A 17,944-nucleotide genomic window follows, 5' to 3' on the forward strand; every position below is an offset into this window, starting at 1 on the left:
CGCCCGGCTATTTCCCTTGCGGCAGCCGGTACGATCCCTCCCGGTACATCAGCGACGGCAGCATCACGTGGGCCATCGCGCGCCGCACCTGGGCCGCCGTCGGCGTGCCGGCCGCATCGTTGTCGAACGCACCGGTCGCGGTATCGTAGCGGCCCAGCAGCGGGCTGCCGGACGGCCGCAGGATCGTGGCGGTGCCGTCTTCCAGGTAGGCGAAGTAGTTATCGAACTGCAGCAGCGCGCGGCCCGGGGAGGTGCTGTCGCGCACCAGGTCGCGGCCGATCATCGGGTGTTCGCTGGCCACGCCCATCAGCGACAGCAGCGTCGGCGCCAGGTCGATCTGGCTGGCCATCGTGGCGATGCGCTTCGGCGCGATATCCGCACCGAGGATCAGGCCGGGGATGTGGAATTTCTTCACCGGCACGAGGGCGTTGCCGTACACGCGGTTGTCGTGGTCGGCCACGATCAGGAACACCGTGTCCTTCCAGTAGTCTTCCCGTTTCGCCGCCGCGATGAATTTGCCGAGTGCGAAGTCGGCGTACTTGACGGCGTTGTTCACCGTCTGCTTGTCCGCGTCGTGCAGCGCGATTTTCCCGTCCGGGAATTCGAACGGTTCATGGTTCGATGACGTGAAGATCAGGCTGAAGAACGGCTTGCCTTCCCGGTGCAGCGCCTTCAGCCGCTCCAGCGACTTGTCGAACAGGTCTTCGTCCGAGGCGCCCCAGCTACCCGTGAACACCGGCTTCATCTGCTTGCGGTCGACGATCTTCTGGAAGCCGTTGCCGGTGAAGAAGCTGCGCATATTGTCGAAGTGGGCCTCGCCGCCGTACACGAATTCCGTGTGGTAGCCCTGCTGCCCCAGCCCGGCCGCCAGCGTATAGAAATTGGTCTGCGACAGCGACAGCTTGACCACGCTGCGCGCCGGCGTGGGCGCATAGCCCGCCACCACCGCCTCGATGCCGCGTACCGACCGGGTGCCGGTCGCATACAGCTGCTCGAACCACCAGCCCTCGTGCTTCAGCTTTTCCAGTTCCGGCGTCAGCGGCAAACCGCCCAGCGATTGCACGAACGTCGCGCCCAGGCTTTCCTCCAGCACGATCACCAGGTTGAGCGGCCGCTCGCGCCGGATCGCCGGCTCCTGCACATGCAGCGTGGGCATCGCCGGATCCGTGAAGCGGAGATCGCGCAGCCATGGCGCAGCCTTCACCTCGGCCACCACGCGCGCCCGGTCCATCTCGCCATAGATCGCCGACGAGGTCTTTTCTTCCAGCATCGAGGCCACGCCTTCGAGCATCGACCAGGGTGAATTGATGATCAGCGAATTGACCATGGCATCGCTGGTCAGCGCGAACAGGGCCGCGTTGGCCGGGCGGTGGGCAGTCGTCGAGCGGATCTGCATGACGACCGCCAGGCAGATCAGCGGCCAGGTGAGCAGCAGTTTTCGCGCCGGCCACATCGTCACGCGTGTCGCTCCGGCGCGCAGCAGGCGGTGGATGGCCACGCCCAGCAGCACTGTGCCGGCCAGCCCGAGCAGCACGGCGGCACGAAAGCCGTGCCACAGCGTGGCGCACACTTCGACCGGGTCCGACAGGTACTCGACGAACAGGCGGTTCGGCCGCACGTCGTACTGCATCACGAACTGCGGCGTGGAAAACTCCATGAACACGACGAACACCAGCGCGGCCGTGGCCCACGCCAGCGTGAATCCACGCCACAGCGTGGCCAGCCGGCGATAGGCCAGCAATGGTGCCAGCAGCAGCGGCACGGCCAGCAGGTAGCCGAGCAGGATCAGGTCGGCACGCACGCCCTGCACCAGCATCTGCACCGGAATACCTTCGGCCGCCACGCGCTGCCACTGCCACGCCATCAGTCCCATGCGCGACAGCGACAGCACGGCCAGGCCGATCAGCAGCATGCGCAGCAGGATGGCATAGGGGCCGGCCCAGGACACACGCTCCAGCGGCCGGGTAGCCAGCTCATGCAGGATTGGATTCTTTCTAAACATCGTTTTTTCCTGCAAGAATTTTTCGCGGCGATCGGCCATTCTACGCTCATGGCTGAGCTCCTTTCAATCGAAAAGTTCCTCCATTTTCATAATGGCTGAGCGGGCAAAGTTCTTGCATATCAGATAGTTATGAGTACCGCCCCGCGCGCCATCCCGGCACGCAGCCCTTCTGTTGCCCCAAGTTGGGGCGTCGAAGCCGCAACGATGACGACCGCCGCACCAAAACAAAGCATTCCCGCCGACGGCGAGCCGCCCCAGCGCATCATCAAGATCCGCCGCGACTACAACACGTGGGTGGCCAACGAAACGATCGAGGATTACGCGCTGCGCTACACGCCCCGCTCGTTCCGCAAATGGTCGGTATTCCGCGTGTCGAACACCGCCTTCGGCGCCATCTCGTTCCTCGTGCTGGAAGCGATCGGCGGCACCATCGCCGTCAACTACGGCTTCGTCAACGCGTTCTGGGCGATCCTCACGGTCGGCCTGATCATCTTCCTGACCGGGCTGCCGATCAGCTATTACGCGGCGCGCCATGGCGTGGACATGGACCTGCTGACGCGCGGCGCCGGCTTCGGCTACATCGGCTCGACCATCTCATCGTTCGTGTACGCGTCGTTCACGTTCATCCTGTTCGCGCTGGAAGCGGCGATCATGGCCTATGCGCTGGAGCTGTATTTCCACCTGCCGCTCTATCTCGGCTACCTGGTCAGCGCGCTGGTGGTGATCCCGCTGGTCACGCACGGCGTCACGCTGATCAGCCGCATCCAGATGATCAGCCAGCCCGTGTGGCTGATCCTGCTGGCGCTGCCGTTCATCGCGATCCTGCACAAGCAGCCGGAACTCGTCGGCGAACTGGCGCATTTCACGGGCCAGTCGCCGGCCAACGGCGGTTTCAACATGCTGCTGTTCGGCGCCGCCACCGCGGTGGGCGTGGCGCTGATCACGCAGATCGGCGAGCAGGTGGACTTCCTGCGCTTCATGCCGGAGCAAACCAAGGAAAACCGCCTGCGCTGGCACCTGGGCGTGCTCGTCGCCGGGCCGGGCTGGATCGTGCTCGGCATCCTCAAGATGCTGGGCGGCGCGCTGCTCGCGCTGCTGGCGATCAAGGGCGGCGCCTCACTGGCCGAGGCGGTGAACCCGAACCAGATGTACCTCGCCGGCTTTTCCCAGGTGTTCGCCAATCCCACCCTGGCCGTGCTGGCGACCGCGCTGTTCGTCGTCATCTCGCAGGTGAAGATCAACATGACCAACGCCTACGCCGGCTCGCTGGCCTGGTCGAATTTCTTCGCGCGCCTGACGCACAGCCACCCGGGCCGCGTGGTGTGGGCCGTGTTCAACGCGCTGATCGCCGTGCTGCTGATGGAGCTGGACGTGTTCCAGGCGCTGGACCAGGTGCTGGGCCTGTACTCGAACATCGCCATCGCGTGGATCACGGCGGTCGTGGCCGATCTCGTCATCAACAAGCCGCTGGGTCTCAGCCCGCCCGGCATCGAATTCCGCCGCGCCTACCTGTACGACATCAACCCGGTCGGCGTGGGCGCGATGCTGCTGGCTTCCGCGCTGTCCATCGTGGCGTTCACCGGCCTGTTCGGCGCGCAGCTGCAAGCCTTTTCAGCCTTCATCGCGCTGGGCACCGCCCTGGTCGCGTCCCCGCTGATCGCCTGGGCCACGGGCGGCCGCTACTACCTTTCGCGGCCGGCCCACGAATGGCATCACGACAAGCACGGCGCGGCGCACACCAAAGTCTGCTGCATCTGCGAGAAGGAATACGAAACCGAGGACATGGCCCATTGCCCCGCCTACCAGGGGCCGATCTGCTCGCTGTGCTGCTGCCTGGACGCCCGCTGCGACGATGCGTGCAAGCCGCACGCGCGTTTCTCGCACCAGTGGGAAGGGGCGATGAAGAAACTGCTGCCGGCATCGATGTGGCCGTACATGACGAGCGGGCTCGGTCACTACCTGGTGCTGATGATGGCCACGGTGCTGTTCACCGGCACCCTGCTCGGCCTGTTGTACGTGCACGAGCAGAAGGCGCTGGGCGAGGCGGCCGCCGCGCTGCTGCCGGCGCTGCGGCTGGCCTACCTGAAGATCTTCGCGGCCCTGCTGCTGGCCAGCGGCATCGTGGCATGGTGGCTGGTGCTCACGAGTGCCAGCCGGCGCGTTGCGCAGGAAGAATCGAATCGCCAGACCAGCCTGCTGCAGCGCGAGATCGAACTGCACGGCCGCACCGACGCCGCCCTGCAGCTGGCGAAAAAGCAGGCCGACGCGGCCAACCAGGCCAAGAGCCGCTACATCGCCGGCATCAGCCACGAGATCCGCACACCGCTGAACAGCATCCTCGGCTACGCGCAACTGCTGGACAACGATCCGGCCATTCCCGCCCACCGGCAGGGAGCGATCCGCGTGATCCGCGGCAGCGGCGAACACCTGCTGTCGCTGATCGAAGGCACGCTGGATATCGCCCGCATCGAAGGCGGCAAGTTCAGCTTCGACATCCGCGAGGTCGATTTCCACGACTTCATCGGCCAGCTGGTGCGCATGTTCGAGCAGCAGGCCGCCGCGCGGGGGCTGGCCTTCCGCTACGAGCCGGCGGGCGAATTACCTCAGGTGGTGCGGGCGGACCGCAAGCGGCTGGGCCAGATCCTCATGAATATCCTCGGCAACGCCGTCAAGTTCACGCAGCATGGGAGCGTCACCTTGCGCGTGCGCCATGCGCGCGACCTCGTTACGTTCGACATCGAGGACACGGGCGCGGGCATCCTGCCGGATGAAGCGGAGCGCATCTTCGAACCATTCTCGCGCGGCAGCGCCGCCAACGGCCCCGGCGCCGCGCCCGGCACGGGCCTGGGCCTGCCGATCAGCAAGATGCTGACGCAGATGATGGGCGGCGAGCTCACACTCGACAGCACGCCCGGTGTCGGCAGCACGTTCCGCATCCTGCTGCGCCTGCCCCGCGTGCATGGCGCCACGCCGGCCGCCGTGCGCGGCCCGGTGCGCACCGGCTATGCCGGCCCGCGCAGGAAAATCCTCGTCGTCGACAACGAACAGGTCGACCGCGAACTGCTGGTCAACATCCTCGCGCCGCTCGGTTTCGACACGGCGCAGGCGCAGTCCGGCCAGGAATGCCTGGCCCTGTATCCGCACTGCCGGCCGGACCTGATCCTGATGGACCTGGCGATGCCGGGCATCGACGGCTGGGAAGCGAGCCGCATCATCCGGCACGAACACCGTTCGCCGGTGCCGATCCTGATCGTGTCCGCCAATGCCTACGACAAGGCGCTGGACAACCCGGCCGGCATTCCCGCCGAGGACTTCATCGTCAAGCCGGTCAACGTGGCCGAACTGCTGGACCGCATCGGCCGGCGGCTGGATCTCGAATGGCTGGCGCAGCCGCCGGCGCCGGCACCCGCCGCCACGCCGGGGCCGATGCGCTTCCCGCCCGCGGCACAACTCGATGCGCTGCGCGCGCAGGTCGCCGCCGGCTATGTGCGCGGCATCCGCGCGCAGCTGGACGCGATCGCCGCGCACGGCTCCGATCACGATGCCTTCGTCGCGGCGATGCGCGGCCATGCCGCCCGCTTCGACCTGGAGGCGATGTCACGATTCCTGGAACAGGGAGAACACCATGTCAAGCAAACCACCTGACCGCCACGCCAGTCACGTCGTCCTGATCGTCGACGACGTGCCGGAAAACCTGGCCGTGCTGCACGATGCGCTGGACGAAGCCGGCTTCACGGTCCTCGTCGCCAACAACGGCCCGGCCGCGCTGGAGCGTGCCCGCCAACTGGTGCCGGACATCATCCTGCTCGATGCGATGATGCCCGGCATGGACGGCTTCGAAGTGTGCCGCCACCTGCGCGCCAGCATGGTCACGCGGGCCATCCCGATCGTGTTCATGACGGGGCTCACGGAGCCGGAACACGTGGTGGCCGCCTTCGATGCCGGCGGCACCGATTACGTGACCAAGCCGGTGCGGCAAAGCGAAGTGCTGGCGCGGATCGGCGCCCACCTGCAAACGGCGCGGCTGATGAACCAGGCGCGCAGCGCGCTCGACGCGTTCGGCAACGCGATGCTGGCGGTCACGCCGCACAACGGCCGCATCGTCTGGCAAACGCCGCTGGCGCGGCAGTGGATGGGCCAGTACTTCGACGCGGCGGACGCCACGCCGCAGGCGCTGACCGCCTGGCTGGCCGGCGACAAGGCGGCGCCATTGACGATCATCCGCGGTGCCAGCCGGCTCGTGTTCACGGTGGCGGACCAGGGCAGCGAACAGTGGATGATCGTGCTGCGCGAGGAATCCGATACCGCGCGGGTGCAGGCCCTGATGGCGCTGCTGAAGCTCACGCAGCGCGAATCCGAAGTGCTGCACTGGGTGATGATGGGCAAGACCAACAAGGATATCGGCGACATCCTCGGCACCAGCCCGCGCACCGTCAACAAGCACCTGGAGCACGTGTTCCACAAGCTGGGCGTGGAAACGCGCACCGCCGCCGCCGCGCTCGCGCTGAACCGGATGCGGGCCGGTGCGCCGGCGGTCGAGACGGTTTGACATTTTGCCGTGTGTGCGGATCTTCGCTGGCGGGCCGTCGGCACGTGCACCAACCCCAAGTGCAACCCTGGGGTCAGACCCGGCGGGTCTGACCCCGGCTGTTGCCGCAGGGTTCACTGCATGCGCGGCCGATTCGGCAGGGAATCTACACCGCCAGATGCCGCCGCACATGCTCCTCGCCCATCTCCGCCGCATCCCCGCTGGCCACCACCTCCCCGCGCGACATCACCACGAACTTGTCCGCCAGCTCGTGCGCAAAATCGAAATACTGCTCGCACAGCAGGATGCCCATGTCGCCCCGCTCGCGCAACAGGCGGATCACCCTCCCGATATCCTTGATGATCGACGGCTGGATACCCTCGGTCGGCTCGTCGAGGATGATCAGCCCCGGCTTCTGCAGCATGGCCCGGGCGATCGCCAGCTGCTGCTGCTGCCCGCCGGACAGGTCGCCGCCACGCCGGTGCTTCATTTCCTTCAGCACGGGGAACAGCTCATACACCTCGCCGCTGATCGTGGCCGCCTCGCGGGACGACAGCGTGGCCATCCCCATCACCAGATTTTCCTCCACGGTGAGCCGGGCGAAGATCTCGCGGCCCTGCGGCACGTAGGCGATGCCGGCCCTGGCGCGCTGGTGGGGTTTCAGCTTCGTGATGTCGCGGCCGTTCCAGCTCACCTTGCCGCGCGCCACCGGCAGCACGCCCATCAGGCATTTCAGCAGCGTGGTCTTGCCCACGCCGTTGCGGCCCAGCAGCGCCATGCACTGGCCTTTTTCCACCGTCAGCGACACGCCGCGCAGCGTGTGCGACGAGCCGTAGTACTGGTTGACATGTTCGACTTGCAGCATATGCTCCCTACCTTCCCAAATACACGTCGATCACCCGTTCGTCCGCCTGCACCTGGTCCATGCGGCCCTCGGCCAGCACCGAGCCTTCATGCAGCACCGTCACCTTGCCCTGCTGGGCGATCTCGGTGACGAAGCCCATGTCGTGTTCGACCACCATGATCGAATGCTTGCCGCGCAATTCGTTCAGCAGTTCGGCGGTGCGCGCCGTTTCGGCATCGCTCATGCCGGCCACCGGTTCGTCGAGCAGGATCAGCTGCGGTTCCTGCATCAGCAGCATGCCGATCTCCAGCCACTGCTTCTGGCCATGCGACAGCAGCCCGGCCAGCCGGTCTTCCTGGCCGTTCAGCCGGATCAGCCGCAGGATCGACGCGATCTTGTCTTCCTGCTCGGAAGTCAGGCGCGCGAACAGCGTGGGGCGCACGCGCTTGTCCATCTTCATCGCCAGTTCCAGGTTGTCGAACACCGTGTGCTGCTCGAACACCGTGGGGCGCTGGAACTTGCGGCCGATGCCGGCGTGGGCGATCTCGTATTCCGTCATCGTAGCCAGGTCGTAGGTCTGGCCGAAGAAGGCGGTGCCGGACGTCGGCCGCGTCTTGCCGGTAATGACGTCCATCATCGTCGTTTTGCCGGCGCCGTTCGGGCCGATGATGCAGCGCAGCTCGCCCACCGAGATATCGAGATTGAGCTTGTTGATGGCGCGAAAACCGTCGAACGACACGGTGATGTCGCTCAGGTACAGGATCGCGCCGTGCGTGGTGTCGAGCCCATCGCGTTTCAGCGCACTGATTTCCAATGTCATGCCGCCTCCCTGGATTTTTCTTCCACCGGCTTGTCGGCCGGGGTCTTGCGCCGCAGCGACTTCACGTCCTCGAACAGGCCCAGGATTCCCTTGCGCATGAACAGCGTGACGAGGATGAACAGCAGGCCCAGGGCGAACAGCCACAGGTCGGGGAATGTCGCGGTAAACCAGCTCTTCAGGCCATTGACGGTGAAGGCGCCGATGATCGGGCCGACCAGCGTGCCGCGCCCGCCGATCGCGACCCACACCACCATCTCGATGGAGTTCGCGGCCGACATTTCCGAAGGATTGATGATGCCCACCTGCGGCACGTACAGCGCGCCGGCGATCCCGCACAGCACCGCTGACAAGGTCCACACGAACAGCTTGAACCACAGCGGATCGTAGCCGATGAACATCAGCCGCGATTCCGAATCGCGCACGCCCTGCAGCACCCGGCCGAGGCGCGACGTGACGATCCAGCGGCACAGCAGCAGCGCACCTACCAGGAAGGCCAGCGTGACGATGTACAGCACGGCACGGGTGCCCGGCGCCGTGATGTCGAAGCCGAGGATGCGCTTGAAGTCGGTGAAGCCGTTGTTGCCGCCGAAGCCGGTATCGTTGCGGAAGAACAGCAGCATCGCCGCATACGTCAGGGCCTGCGTGATGATGGAGAAGTACACGCCCTTGATCCGCGAGCGGAACGCGAAGTAGCCGAACACGAAGGCCAGAACGCCCGGCACCAGCACCACCAGCAGCATGCAGTACCAGAAGTTGTCCGTCATCGCCCAGTACCACGGGTATTCCTTCCAGTCGAGGAAGACCATGAAGTCCGGCAGGTGGCTCTGGTAGACGCCGTCGCGGCCGATGGCGCGCATCAGGTACATGCCATGCGCATAGCCGCCCAGCGCGAAGAACAGGCCGTGGCCCAGCGACAGGATGCCGGTATAGCCCCACACCAGGTCCAGCGCCAGCGCGGCCAGCGCGAAGCACATGAACTTGGCCACCAGGCCCATCACGTAGCTGGAGACATGCAGCGCATGGCCGGCCGGGAACACGAGGTTCAGCAACGGCAGCGCGGCGGCCACCACGGTGACCACGGCCAGCGCGGTCCAGGCCCGTTTAGAAAACAGCGATTTTCGCGAAGTGACGCGGGCGTTCATTCGACGCTCCTTCCTTTCAGCGCGAACATGCCTTGCGGCCGGCGCTGGATGAAGATGATGATGAAGACGAGGATCGCGATCTTGCCCAGCACGGCGCCAGCCACGGGTTCCAGGAACTTGTTGACTTCGCCCAGGCCCAGCGCGCCGATCACGGTGCCGGCCAGCTGGCCGACCCCGCCCAGCACCACCACCATGAACGAGTCGACGATGTAGGCCTGGCCCAGGTCGGGCCCCACGTTGCCGATCTGGGACAGCGCCACGCCGCCCAGGCCGGCGATGCCGGAGCCGAGGCCGAAGGTCATCATGTCGATGCGGCTGGTGGGCACGCCCACGCAGTCGGCCATCCGGCGGTTCTGCATCACGGCGCGCACGAACAGGCCGAGGCGGGTCTTGTTGAGGATCAGCCAGACGGCAGCCACCACCAGGGCGGCGAAGATGATGATCGCGATGCGGCTGTACGGCAGCACCAGCGAACCCATGACCGTCACGCCGCCCGCCATCCATGAAGGATTGGCCACTTCCACGTTCTGCGCGCCGAACACGGTGCGGACCGACTGCATCAGGATCAGGCTGATGCCCCAGGTGGCCAGCAGCGTTTCCAGCGGGCGGCCGTACAGCCAGCGGATCACCGTGCGCTCGAGCAGCACGCCGACCGCGAAGGCAACGAAGAAGGCGCACGGCAGCGCGGCGACCAGGTACCAGTCGAGCGCATTCGGGAAGTACTGGCGGAACAGCGCCTGCACCAGGTACGTGGTGTAGGCGCCGATCATCAGCAGCTCGCCGTGGGCCATGTTGATGATGCCCATCAGGCCGAAGGTGATCGCCAGGCCGAGCGCCGCCAGCAGCAGCACGCTCCCCAGCGACAGCCCGTAGAACAGGTTGCCCACGAATTCGGCGCGCGACTCGCGGCTGTCGATGGCGTTGAGGGTGTTGGCGGCGGCCAGGCGCAGGTCGCCGTCCGGCTCCGCATGGCTGCCATCGGCGTTCTTGTCCAGCATGGCCTGCAACTGCGGGCGCAGCGAGGCGGTGCCGGTATCGGCCAGCGCGATCACCGCGGCCTTGCGCACGGCCACGTCGGGCGATTGCAGGTCGGCCACCGCCATGGCCGTGCGCAGCGTGGCCTCGATGCCGGCATCGGTTTCGGCGGCCAGCGCCTTGGCCACCAGCGGCAACTGTTCCGGCGTGACGCCGCGCGCGAGCAGCGCCTGCGCGGCGGTGCGGCGCAGGCCGGCATCTGGCGACAGCAGCGCCATGCCGGACAGCGCGCCATCCACCGCGCCGCGCAGGCGGTTGTTGACGACCACGCCATCGACACCGTCCGGCAGCGGGCCGGTGGCGCCGGTGGCCGGGTTCCAGCCTCGGTCGTCCGTCACCACCAGCACGCCGCCATCGGGCGTGGTGTACAGGGTGTCGTCCTTCAGCGCCTGCAGCACCTTGCGGGCATCGTCATTGGCCAGCGCCGCGATGCGGGCGACGGCTTCGATGCGGGCATCGGGGTCGTCGCCCGCCAGGGGTTTCAGGAGGTTGGGGTCGATGGCTGCCTGGGCGGAGAGGCTTGCAAAGGCCAGCACCAGCAGCGCAGCGAGGGTCTTGAGAAGGTTTGCCATGTCGGAGTCTCGGTAGTCGCGGGCAGTACTGACAGACAGTACCCCCGCGGCAAAACCTGGGGTCAGACCGGCGGGGCTTTGCCGGTGTTTCAAGGAGCACTGCTCCTTGCCGGCAAAGCGGTGATGGCTTGCAAGCCATCACTCCCTCTGTCTGACCCCTGCTTCTGCCGTGGGGGTTGGTCAGGAGCCACCACGGCACTGCCTTTTCTTACAGCTTCTGCTTGCCCTCATTCCCCTGGATGAACGGGCTCCACGGCTGCGCCCGCACCGGCTCCTTGGTCTTCCACACCACCGAGAACTGCCCGTCGCTCTTGATCTCGCCGATCATCACCGGCTTGTGCAGGTGGTGGTTGGTCATGTCCATCGTCAGCGTGTAGCCGGAAGGCGCCTTGAAGGTCTGGCCGGCCATCGCCGCGATCACCTTGTCGGTGTCGGTGGACTTGGCCTTTTCCACCGCCTGGGCCCACATGTGGATGCCCACGTAGGTCGCTTCCATCGGATCGTTCGTCACCGCGGTGGCGGCATTCGGCAGCTTCTTCGCCGCGGCATAGGCCTTCCACTTCTTCACGAAGGCGGCGTTGGTCGGGTTCTTCACCGATTCGAAGTAGTTCCAGGCGGCCAGGTGGCCCAGCAGCGGCTTGGTGTCCACGCCGCGCAGCTCTTCCTCGCCGACCGAGAATGCCACCACCGGCACGTCGGTCGCCTTCAGGCCGGCGTTGCCCAGTTCCTTGTAGAACGGCACGTTGGAATCGCCGTTGATGGTGGAAATCACGGCCGTCTTGCCGCCGGCGGAGAACTTCTTGATGTTGGCGACGATGGTCTGGTAATCGGCGTGGCCGAACGGCGTATAGACTTCCTGGATCTCGCTATCCTTCACGCCCTTCGATTTCAGGAACGCGCGCAGGATCTTGTTGGTGGTGCGCGGGTACACGTAGTCCGTGCCCAGCAGCACGAAGCGCTTGGCGCCGCCGCCATCCTTGCTCATCAGGTACTCGACGGCGGGAATCGCCTGCTGGTTGGGCGCCGCACCCGTGTAGAACACGTTCTTCTCCAGCTCCTCGCCTTCGTACTGCACCGGGTAAAACAGCAGGCTGTTGGTTTCCTTGAACACCGGCAGCACGGACTTGCGCGAGACCGAGGTCCAGCAGCCGAACACCGCGGCCACCTTGTCCTTGGACACCAGCTGGCGCGCCTTCTCGGCGAACAGCGGCCAGTTCGACGCCGGGTCGACGACGACGGCTTCGAGCTTCTTGCCCATCACGCCGCCCCTGGCATTGATCTCTTCGATGGTCATCAGGGCCACGTCCTTCAGCGACGTTTCCGAGATCGCCATCGTGCCGGACAGCGAGTGCAGGATGCCGACCTTGATGGTATCGGCGGCGTAGGCGGGCAGGCCGGCGGCGCACAGGGCGGCGGCAGCGGCGATGGAAGTGACGAAATGACGGCGGGTTTGCATGGTGGTCCTCTTCATCAATGAGTTGATATCAATACTGGAGCTGGAGCGCGACAACGAAGCGCGATTGGTCGGAGGCACGGGTCATCTTGGTGCGCGAATACACGGCGCCCAGCTGGGCGTTGTAGCCGTCGATGATCCAGTTCACGCCCAGGTCTTCCTGGCGCGTGTCGATGCCCGTGTCGGCTTCGAATTTCTGGTAGCGCAGGTAGGGCTGCAGGCTGCCGAGAGCGATCGGGAAGATGTAGCCGCCGCCTGCCGACCAGGCCTTGCCCTGCTCGGCGAGGATGACGTTGCCGGTGTCGTAGTCGTAGTAGGCCGCCTCGATGGACACGGCGCCGGCGGTGCCGAGGCGCTTCTCCATCAGGAAGTCGACGTTCCAGGATTCGTAGTCGCCGATGCCGCCCGTGGTCAGCACGCCATCCTTCTGCTGGCGGCCGGCCATGCCGATGGCCAGGATGTCCTTGCTGCCCAGGTAGCTGCCGGTGCCGTAGTAGCCCGGTTCGGCGTCCCAGAAATCGTATTGCAGGCGGCCCGCGAACATCGGCTTGTCGGATGCGCTGATGCCGGCGGCTTTCGCCTGGTCATCGGTCAGCGAACCGATGCCGAAGGTATGTCCTTCGAAGGCGCCGAACGAGTAGCCCAGCTTGCCGCCAGCCAGGTTGCCCCAGACGACGACGCCGTCGTCCCGGCCCCGGAAGATGCCGCCGTTGTAGCCGTAGCGCGATGCCACGCCGGCCCAGTAGCCACCGCCCAGCGAGTAGTACGGCCCCGCCATGTTGGCGCGGTCGCTCGGCGACAGCAGCCGGCCGGCCCACACGTTCAGTTCCGGCGAGATCGCGAACTGCGCGGCCGCGTCGAGCACGCGGATGCGGTCGCCGTCCCACTCGGTGTTGAACATGCCCTTGATGTTCTTGTTCAGCGAGGCGCCCAGGAAGATGCGCGCGCTGTCCAGGTTGAAGTCGTTGCTGTGCGAACCGTCCGGCGCGGCGTTCTCGATGCTGGAATAGCTGCCGCGCATGCCGAAGCCCACGCTGACCGACTTGTCCTCGCCGAACGGGATCGTGGCCCCCGCCAGGGCACTGGTTGGCGCCAGTGTGGCCAGCGTCGCCGTGGCCAGCAGCACTCCCGTGCAGATCGCGCGGTTCCCTCTCATTGGCATCCCTTTCGTTGTGTGATGTTGTAGACACATCATCACCAACCGGGACACGGAAGGACATACGTAAGGTGACGTAGTGGCGCGCAGCCGACACGCGCCGGAGAATCAGGAGAGGAGCAGCAGGAGCGGAGAATCAGGAACGGGGCGGCATGACCGGCATCGGCAGGCCTTCGGCCACCACCAGGCGCTCCATCGCCGTCTCGAGCACGCTGCGCGCGAGGGCGGCGGCATGGCCCAGTTCCCGGTGCAGTTGCGCATCGGCCGCGTTGCGCGAAGCGCATTGCGCGCTGTAGCGTTCGAAGCTGCCCACCATCAGCAGCAGGTCCGACAGGTGGCGCGGGCATTCGCACGCGACGCGGTTGCCCGCCGCGGTGATCATGGCCAGCGCGGCTTCGTCGAAGCGGATCGCCGGGGTGGCGTCCGCTACGCTGTCCGCCGGCAGCAGCTGCCGCCCCGCCAGCGCCGCGCGGCACAGCTGCGCCAGCTCGCCCATCTCGGACGGCATCCGCACCACCATGCAATCCTGCGCGCGCAGTGCCCGGATCGTGGCGCTGGCGCAGAAGCGGTACAGCACCACGGCTGTCGCGGCACCGGCCGCCTCGCGCGCCGCCGCCACCAGCGGCACCATCGTTTCGTCAGGCTCCGGCAATTCCACCAGCAGCACATCCACCGACGCGCCCCGCAGCGCGGCCAGGTCGCCATCCAGCCGCGCGATCACGCGCTGCACTTCCAGGCCATTGCCGGTGACGGCCACGCGCCGCGCCAGCGTCTCGCCCACCAGCGCCACGCGCACCAGGGCCAGCTGTGCCGAAGGTGCGTTGCCGCGCACGCCCGCCAGTTCCTCGAGCCGCTCCAGGGGCAACGCCGCCAGCGTGCCGATCGGCTGGCCATTGTCCACCAGTTGCTTGAGCAGGCTGAGCCGGCGCACCTGGGCGGCCGTGTACAGGCGCTGGCCCCGCTCGGAACGCAGCGTGTCCGACACGCCGTAGCGCCGTTCCCAGACGCGCAAGGTTTCCACGCTCAAGCCCGCGAGCCGGGCGGCCACGCCGCTGCGGTAGACCGGTTGCTGAGATGTATTTTCCATAACTGACCCGAAGTTGAACCATTAATGTACCCATAATACCGCGACAAGCCCTGTACATTCAACCGTGTGACCCGTAAATTACCGCCATGAGCTGCCATAAAACGGTTCAACCATTGTTCAATTTGATGAGGAGAATGAAATGAAGAAATTCCTGTTCGCGGCAGCATTCGGCATGGCCTTCGGCGCGGCGCAAGCGGCCGACATCGTCGATACCGCCAAATCGGCCGGCACCTTCAATACCCTGGTGACGGCGGTTCAGGCCGCCGGCCTGGTCGATACGCTGAAGGGCCCGGGCCCATTCACCGTGTTCGCGCCGACCGATGAAGCCTTCGCCAAGATTCCGAAAGCCAAGCTGGATGCGCTGCTGAAGGACAAGGCCGCGCTGGCCAAGGTCCTGACCTATCACGTCGTACCGGGCAAGGTGATGGCCGCCGACGTGAAGCCGGGTGCCGTGAAGACGGTCGAAGGCGCGAACCTGACCGTGACCGCCAAGGCCGGCAAGGTGATGGTCGACAAGGCCAATGTCGTGAAGACCGATATCGCGGCCGATAACGGCGTGATCCACGTGATCGACACGGTGGTGATGCCGAAGTAAGACCGGAGCAGGCGCCGGCCTGTCCGGCGATCGATCCCCCCGGCGGCATGCGCCCATGGCGTGCCGCTGGCTTGTGCCCGCCGAGCGCGGGCGTTTTTTCGCGCGCCGGCTTGCTTCGTACAAGTCATACATATTGCGGTCACAATTAGTTTCTATGCTCACGGGTTGATGTTTTTTCAATATCCACCCCGGAGTGAAACTTGATCAAGAAAAAAATCCCACTGGCGGTCGGCTGCGCGCTCGGCGTGCTGTCTGCGCTCGCCGCGCCGGCCTTTGCCCAGGTCGCAGGCCAGGAAGCCGGGCAGGCGAACCAGCCTGCCGAAGCCACCGATTCCCAGGTGGTGGTGGTCACCGGTTCGGCCCGCCCGCAGCGGCGTTTCGACGTGTCCTATGCGGTGAACGCGCTGTCGCAAAGCGAGGTGCAGAAGCTGGCGCCCCTGAACATGGCGGACCTGCTGGGCAAGCTGCCGGGCATCCAGGTGGAAGCCACCGGCGGCGAGGTGCAGAACGTGACGCGCGTGCGCGGCATTCCCACCGATGACGGCTACGCGCTGTTCCAGCAGGATGGCCTGCCGCTGATGACGGAGATTAACGGCTTCTTCTTCCGTGGCGACAGCATGAACCGCTACGACCTGATGACGAAGACCATCGAAGTGGTGCGTGGCGGCCCGGCGCCGATCTACGCCAGCCAGGCCGCCGCCATCGTCAACAGCACCACGGTCACGGGCACGGAAACCACGCGGGGCAAGGCCCAGGTCACGGTGGGCACCACCGGCCTGAAGCGCCTCGACGCCTACCAGGCCGGCAAGATCGACGACCGCACCTTCTATGCGATCGGCGGCTTCCTCCGCGAGGACGACGGGCACCGCGACAACGGCTTCCCGAACGACCGGGGCGGGCAGCTGCGCGCCAACATCAAGCGGGTGACGGATACCGGAACGTGGAAGCTGAGCGCCAACTTCCTCAACGACCATAACGTGTTCTACCTGCCGATCCCGGTGGCCGATCCGCGCAATCCCGGCGTGTCCCTCGATCCCTACATCGACTATTTCGAGGGCACGATGAATTCGCCATCGCTGCGCAGCGTGCGCCAGCAATACCTCGATGGCACGGGTGCGCTGCAAACCAGCCAGCGCGACCTGGCCAATGGCCGCCATCTCCGCTTCGGCAACATCGGCCTGCAATACGACGGCGAACTGGGTCCGTGGCAGGTCGCCGCCAAGGTGGGCTTCACGAAGGGCAAGCTCGATTTCGACGCTTTCTATTCGACCTCGAACCCGGCCGACGCGGGCACCTTCGCCAGCGGCTTCCTGGCCGCCGCCAGGACCGCGTTCGGCGCGGTCGATCGCCTGGGCTACGCGTTCACGGGCACCGGCCAGGCCTACGATCCGGCCTCCGCGTCTGGCCTCGTCATGCAGGGACAGTACCGCGCGCTGGCATCGGATTTCCACTCAAACCAGGTCGACCTGAATTTCACGCGCACCTTCCAAACCGGGTTGGGCAACCACGACCTGAAGGTGGGCTTCTACGGCAGCACCTACGGCGCCACCAGCCAGTCGGTCTACAACGACATGCTGATCGAAGTGCGGGGCCAGCCGCGCACCCTCGACCTGGTGGCCTACTCGGCCTCCGGCGCGAAGCTGGGTTCCGTCACGGACAACGGCGTGCTGCGCTACACGACCACGCTGAACGGCGGAGAGGTCGATGCCAGGATGGCGGCGCTGTACCTGAACGACACCTGGGAACTCTCCGACCGGCTGCGCCTCGACGCGGGCATCCGCACGGAACGCTACAAGTACGACGGCTACGCCCTGCTGAGCAAGGCGGTCGACCTGGGCGACGCGGCCACGCTGGCCGACAACGCCACGCGCGCCTTCACCGGCGAGCGCCAGGCGCACATCTACAAGCCGCACACCACCAACTGGACGGTGGGTGCGAACTACGATTTTTCCACGCGCTTCGGCGGCTACCTGCGTGCGTCCCACCTCGAAGTACCGCCGACGATGCAGGTGGCGGCATCGGTCGATCCGCTGGTGCTCACGACCAAGGCCAACCAGTACGAAGCCGGGTTCAAGACCACCTTCGGCCGTTCCTACCTGTACATCACCGGTTTCTACACGCAGTTCGACCCGCTGAACGCGTCGTTCGTCGCCTTCAACCCGGTCACCGGGCGCAACGACCAGACCGTGCCGTTCTTCGGCAAGGCCGTCATCCGCGGCGCCGAAGCCGATGGCGCCTGGTACGTGACGGAGCGTTTCGTCGTCAACGCATCGCTCACCATCCAGGAACCGGAGTACCGCGACTTCGTGAGCGCCACGGGCGCCGATCCGTCGCGGGTGGTCGGCAACCGGATCGTTCGCGAACCGAAGGTGTTCGGCAACGTGCGCCCGGCCTACAGCTTCAGGGTGGGCGACAGCGCGGTCGACGTGAACGGCAGCTTTGCCTACACGGGCAAGCGCTATGTCGACCTGTTCAATGCCACCGCGCTGCCGTCGTACCACACGGTCGGCGCCGGCATCACCGTCACGCGCGGCGACTGGCAATTCCAGCTCACCGGCGACAACCTCACGAACGAGAAAGGTCTCACGGAGGGCAATCCGCGGACCGACACGCTGGCCGGCCAGGGCAGCAACGTGGCGATCTATGGCCGCCCGGTCTTCGGGCGCAGTGCGCGATTTATGGTGAGCAAGGCATGGTGAGCAAAGCATGG

At 66.1% G+C, this 17,944-nt stretch carries 12 protein-coding genes; 4 read left to right on the forward strand and 8 right to left on the reverse strand.

The annotated features are described in order from the left end of the window. Positions 1 to 7 precede the first annotated feature (7 nt). Positions 8 to 2,002, reverse strand: coding sequence for an LTA synthase family protein (locus EYF70_RS25190; RefSeq protein ID WP_229420547.1), 1,995 nt, complete (start codon positions 2,000 to 2,002; stop codon positions 8 to 10). Between the two features lie 204 nt (positions 2,003 to 2,206). Here EYF70_RS25190 and EYF70_RS25195 point away from each other — a divergent pair, with 204 nt between their 5' ends. Next, entirely contained in the window at positions 2,207 to 5,647 is a 3,441-nt protein-coding gene (locus EYF70_RS25195; RefSeq protein WP_131147839.1) for a hybrid sensor histidine kinase/response regulator, read from the forward strand. Next, positions 5,628 to 6,551, forward strand: coding sequence for a response regulator transcription factor (locus tag EYF70_RS25200; RefSeq protein WP_131147840.1), 924 nt, complete (start codon positions 5,628 to 5,630; stop codon positions 6,549 to 6,551). Before EYF70_RS25195 ends, EYF70_RS25200 begins: the two co-directional genes overlap by 20 nt. Before the next feature lie 145 nt (positions 6,552 to 6,696). Here EYF70_RS25200 and urtE read toward each other — a convergent pair whose 3' ends face one another. From urtE to EYF70_RS25235, 7 genes are all read right to left on the reverse strand, one after another. Continuing rightward, on the reverse strand, positions 6,697 to 7,395 hold the full coding sequence (gene urtE / locus EYF70_RS25205) for an urea ABC transporter ATP-binding subunit UrtE (RefSeq protein WP_131147841.1): 699 nt from the start codon (positions 7,393 to 7,395) through the stop codon (positions 6,697 to 6,699). A gap of 7 nt (positions 7,396 to 7,402) precedes the next feature. Beyond that, positions 7,403 to 8,194 carry an urea ABC transporter ATP-binding protein UrtD gene (urtD, locus tag EYF70_RS25210; RefSeq protein WP_131147842.1) on the reverse strand — a complete coding sequence of 264 codons (792 nt, stop codon included), beginning with the start codon at positions 8,192 to 8,194 and terminating at the stop codon, positions 7,403 to 7,405. Next, a complete protein-coding gene (gene urtC, locus EYF70_RS25215) occupies positions 8,191 to 9,336 on the reverse strand; it encodes an urea ABC transporter permease subunit UrtC (RefSeq protein WP_131147843.1) in 1,146 nt (381 codons plus the stop codon). Before urtC ends, urtD begins: the two co-directional genes overlap by 4 nt. Beyond that, complete coding sequence (gene urtB / locus EYF70_RS25220) at positions 9,333 to 10,943, reverse strand: urea ABC transporter permease subunit UrtB (RefSeq protein WP_131147844.1); 1,611 nt, start codon at positions 10,941 to 10,943, stop codon at positions 9,333 to 9,335. The genes urtC and urtB overlap by 4 nt, the downstream gene beginning before the upstream one ends. A 208-nt stretch (positions 10,944 to 11,151) precedes the next feature. Beyond that, positions 11,152 to 12,399 (reverse strand): urea ABC transporter substrate-binding protein, encoded by a 1,248-nt coding sequence (gene urtA / locus EYF70_RS25225; RefSeq protein WP_131147845.1) that lies wholly within the window; start codon positions 12,397 to 12,399, stop codon positions 11,152 to 11,154. Positions 12,400 to 12,427: 28 nt separating this feature from the next. Further along, on the reverse strand, positions 12,428 to 13,552 hold the full coding sequence (locus tag EYF70_RS25230; protein WP_229420548.1) for a porin: 1,125 nt from the start codon (positions 13,550 to 13,552) through the stop codon (positions 12,428 to 12,430). A gap of 136 nt (positions 13,553 to 13,688) precedes the next feature. Then, complete coding sequence (locus tag EYF70_RS25235; RefSeq protein WP_131147846.1) at positions 13,689 to 14,639, reverse strand: MerR family transcriptional regulator; 951 nt, start codon at positions 14,637 to 14,639, stop codon at positions 13,689 to 13,691. A 139-nt stretch (positions 14,640 to 14,778) separates the two neighbouring features. Here EYF70_RS25235 and EYF70_RS25240 point away from each other — a divergent pair, with 139 nt between their 5' ends. Next, entirely contained in the window at positions 14,779 to 15,234 is a 456-nt protein-coding gene (locus EYF70_RS25240; protein ID WP_131147847.1) for a fasciclin domain-containing protein, read from the forward strand. A gap of 200 nt (positions 15,235 to 15,434) precedes the next feature. Beyond that, a complete protein-coding gene (locus EYF70_RS25245; RefSeq protein ID WP_218943723.1) occupies positions 15,435 to 17,933 on the forward strand; it encodes a TonB-dependent receptor in 2,499 nt (832 codons plus the stop codon). Positions 17,934 to 17,944 lie beyond the last annotated feature (11 nt).

Origin of the sequence: Pseudoduganella albidiflava, from assembly GCF_004322755.1 — a bacterium.
In the GTDB taxonomy this organism is placed as follows: Bacteria; Pseudomonadota; Gammaproteobacteria; order Burkholderiales; family Burkholderiaceae_D; genus Rugamonas; species Rugamonas albidiflava.

Excerpts from the sequence above, each read along its gene's own strand:
- EYF70_RS25190 (WP_229420547.1), bottom strand. The coding sequence starts at position 2,002 with ATGTTTAGAAAGAATCCAATCCTGCATGAGCTGGCTACCCGGCCGCTG.
- EYF70_RS25195 (WP_131147839.1), top strand. The coding sequence starts at position 2,207 with ATGACGACCGCCGCACCAAAACAAAGCATTCCCGCCGACGGCGAGCCG.
- EYF70_RS25200 (WP_131147840.1), top strand. The coding sequence starts at position 5,628 with ATGTCAAGCAAACCACCTGACCGCCACGCCAGTCACGTCGTCCTGATC.
- urtE (WP_131147841.1), bottom strand. The coding sequence starts at position 7,395 with ATGCTGCAAGTCGAACATGTCAACCAGTACTACGGCTCGTCGCACACG.
- urtD (WP_131147842.1), bottom strand. The coding sequence starts at position 8,194 with ATGACATTGGAAATCAGTGCGCTGAAACGCGATGGGCTCGACACCACG.
- urtC (WP_131147843.1), bottom strand. The coding sequence starts at position 9,336 with ATGAACGCCCGCGTCACTTCGCGAAAATCGCTGTTTTCTAAACGGGCC.
- urtB (WP_131147844.1), bottom strand. The coding sequence starts at position 10,943 with ATGGCAAACCTTCTCAAGACCCTCGCTGCGCTGCTGGTGCTGGCCTTT.
- urtA (WP_131147845.1), bottom strand. The coding sequence starts at position 12,399 with ATGCAAACCCGCCGTCATTTCGTCACTTCCATCGCCGCTGCCGCCGCC.
- EYF70_RS25230 (WP_229420548.1), bottom strand. The coding sequence starts at position 13,552 with ATGAGAGGGAACCGCGCGATCTGCACGGGAGTGCTGCTGGCCACGGCG.
- EYF70_RS25235 (WP_131147846.1), bottom strand. The coding sequence starts at position 14,639 with ATGGAAAATACATCTCAGCAACCGGTCTACCGCAGCGGCGTGGCCGCC.
- EYF70_RS25240 (WP_131147847.1), top strand. The coding sequence starts at position 14,779 with ATGAAGAAATTCCTGTTCGCGGCAGCATTCGGCATGGCCTTCGGCGCG.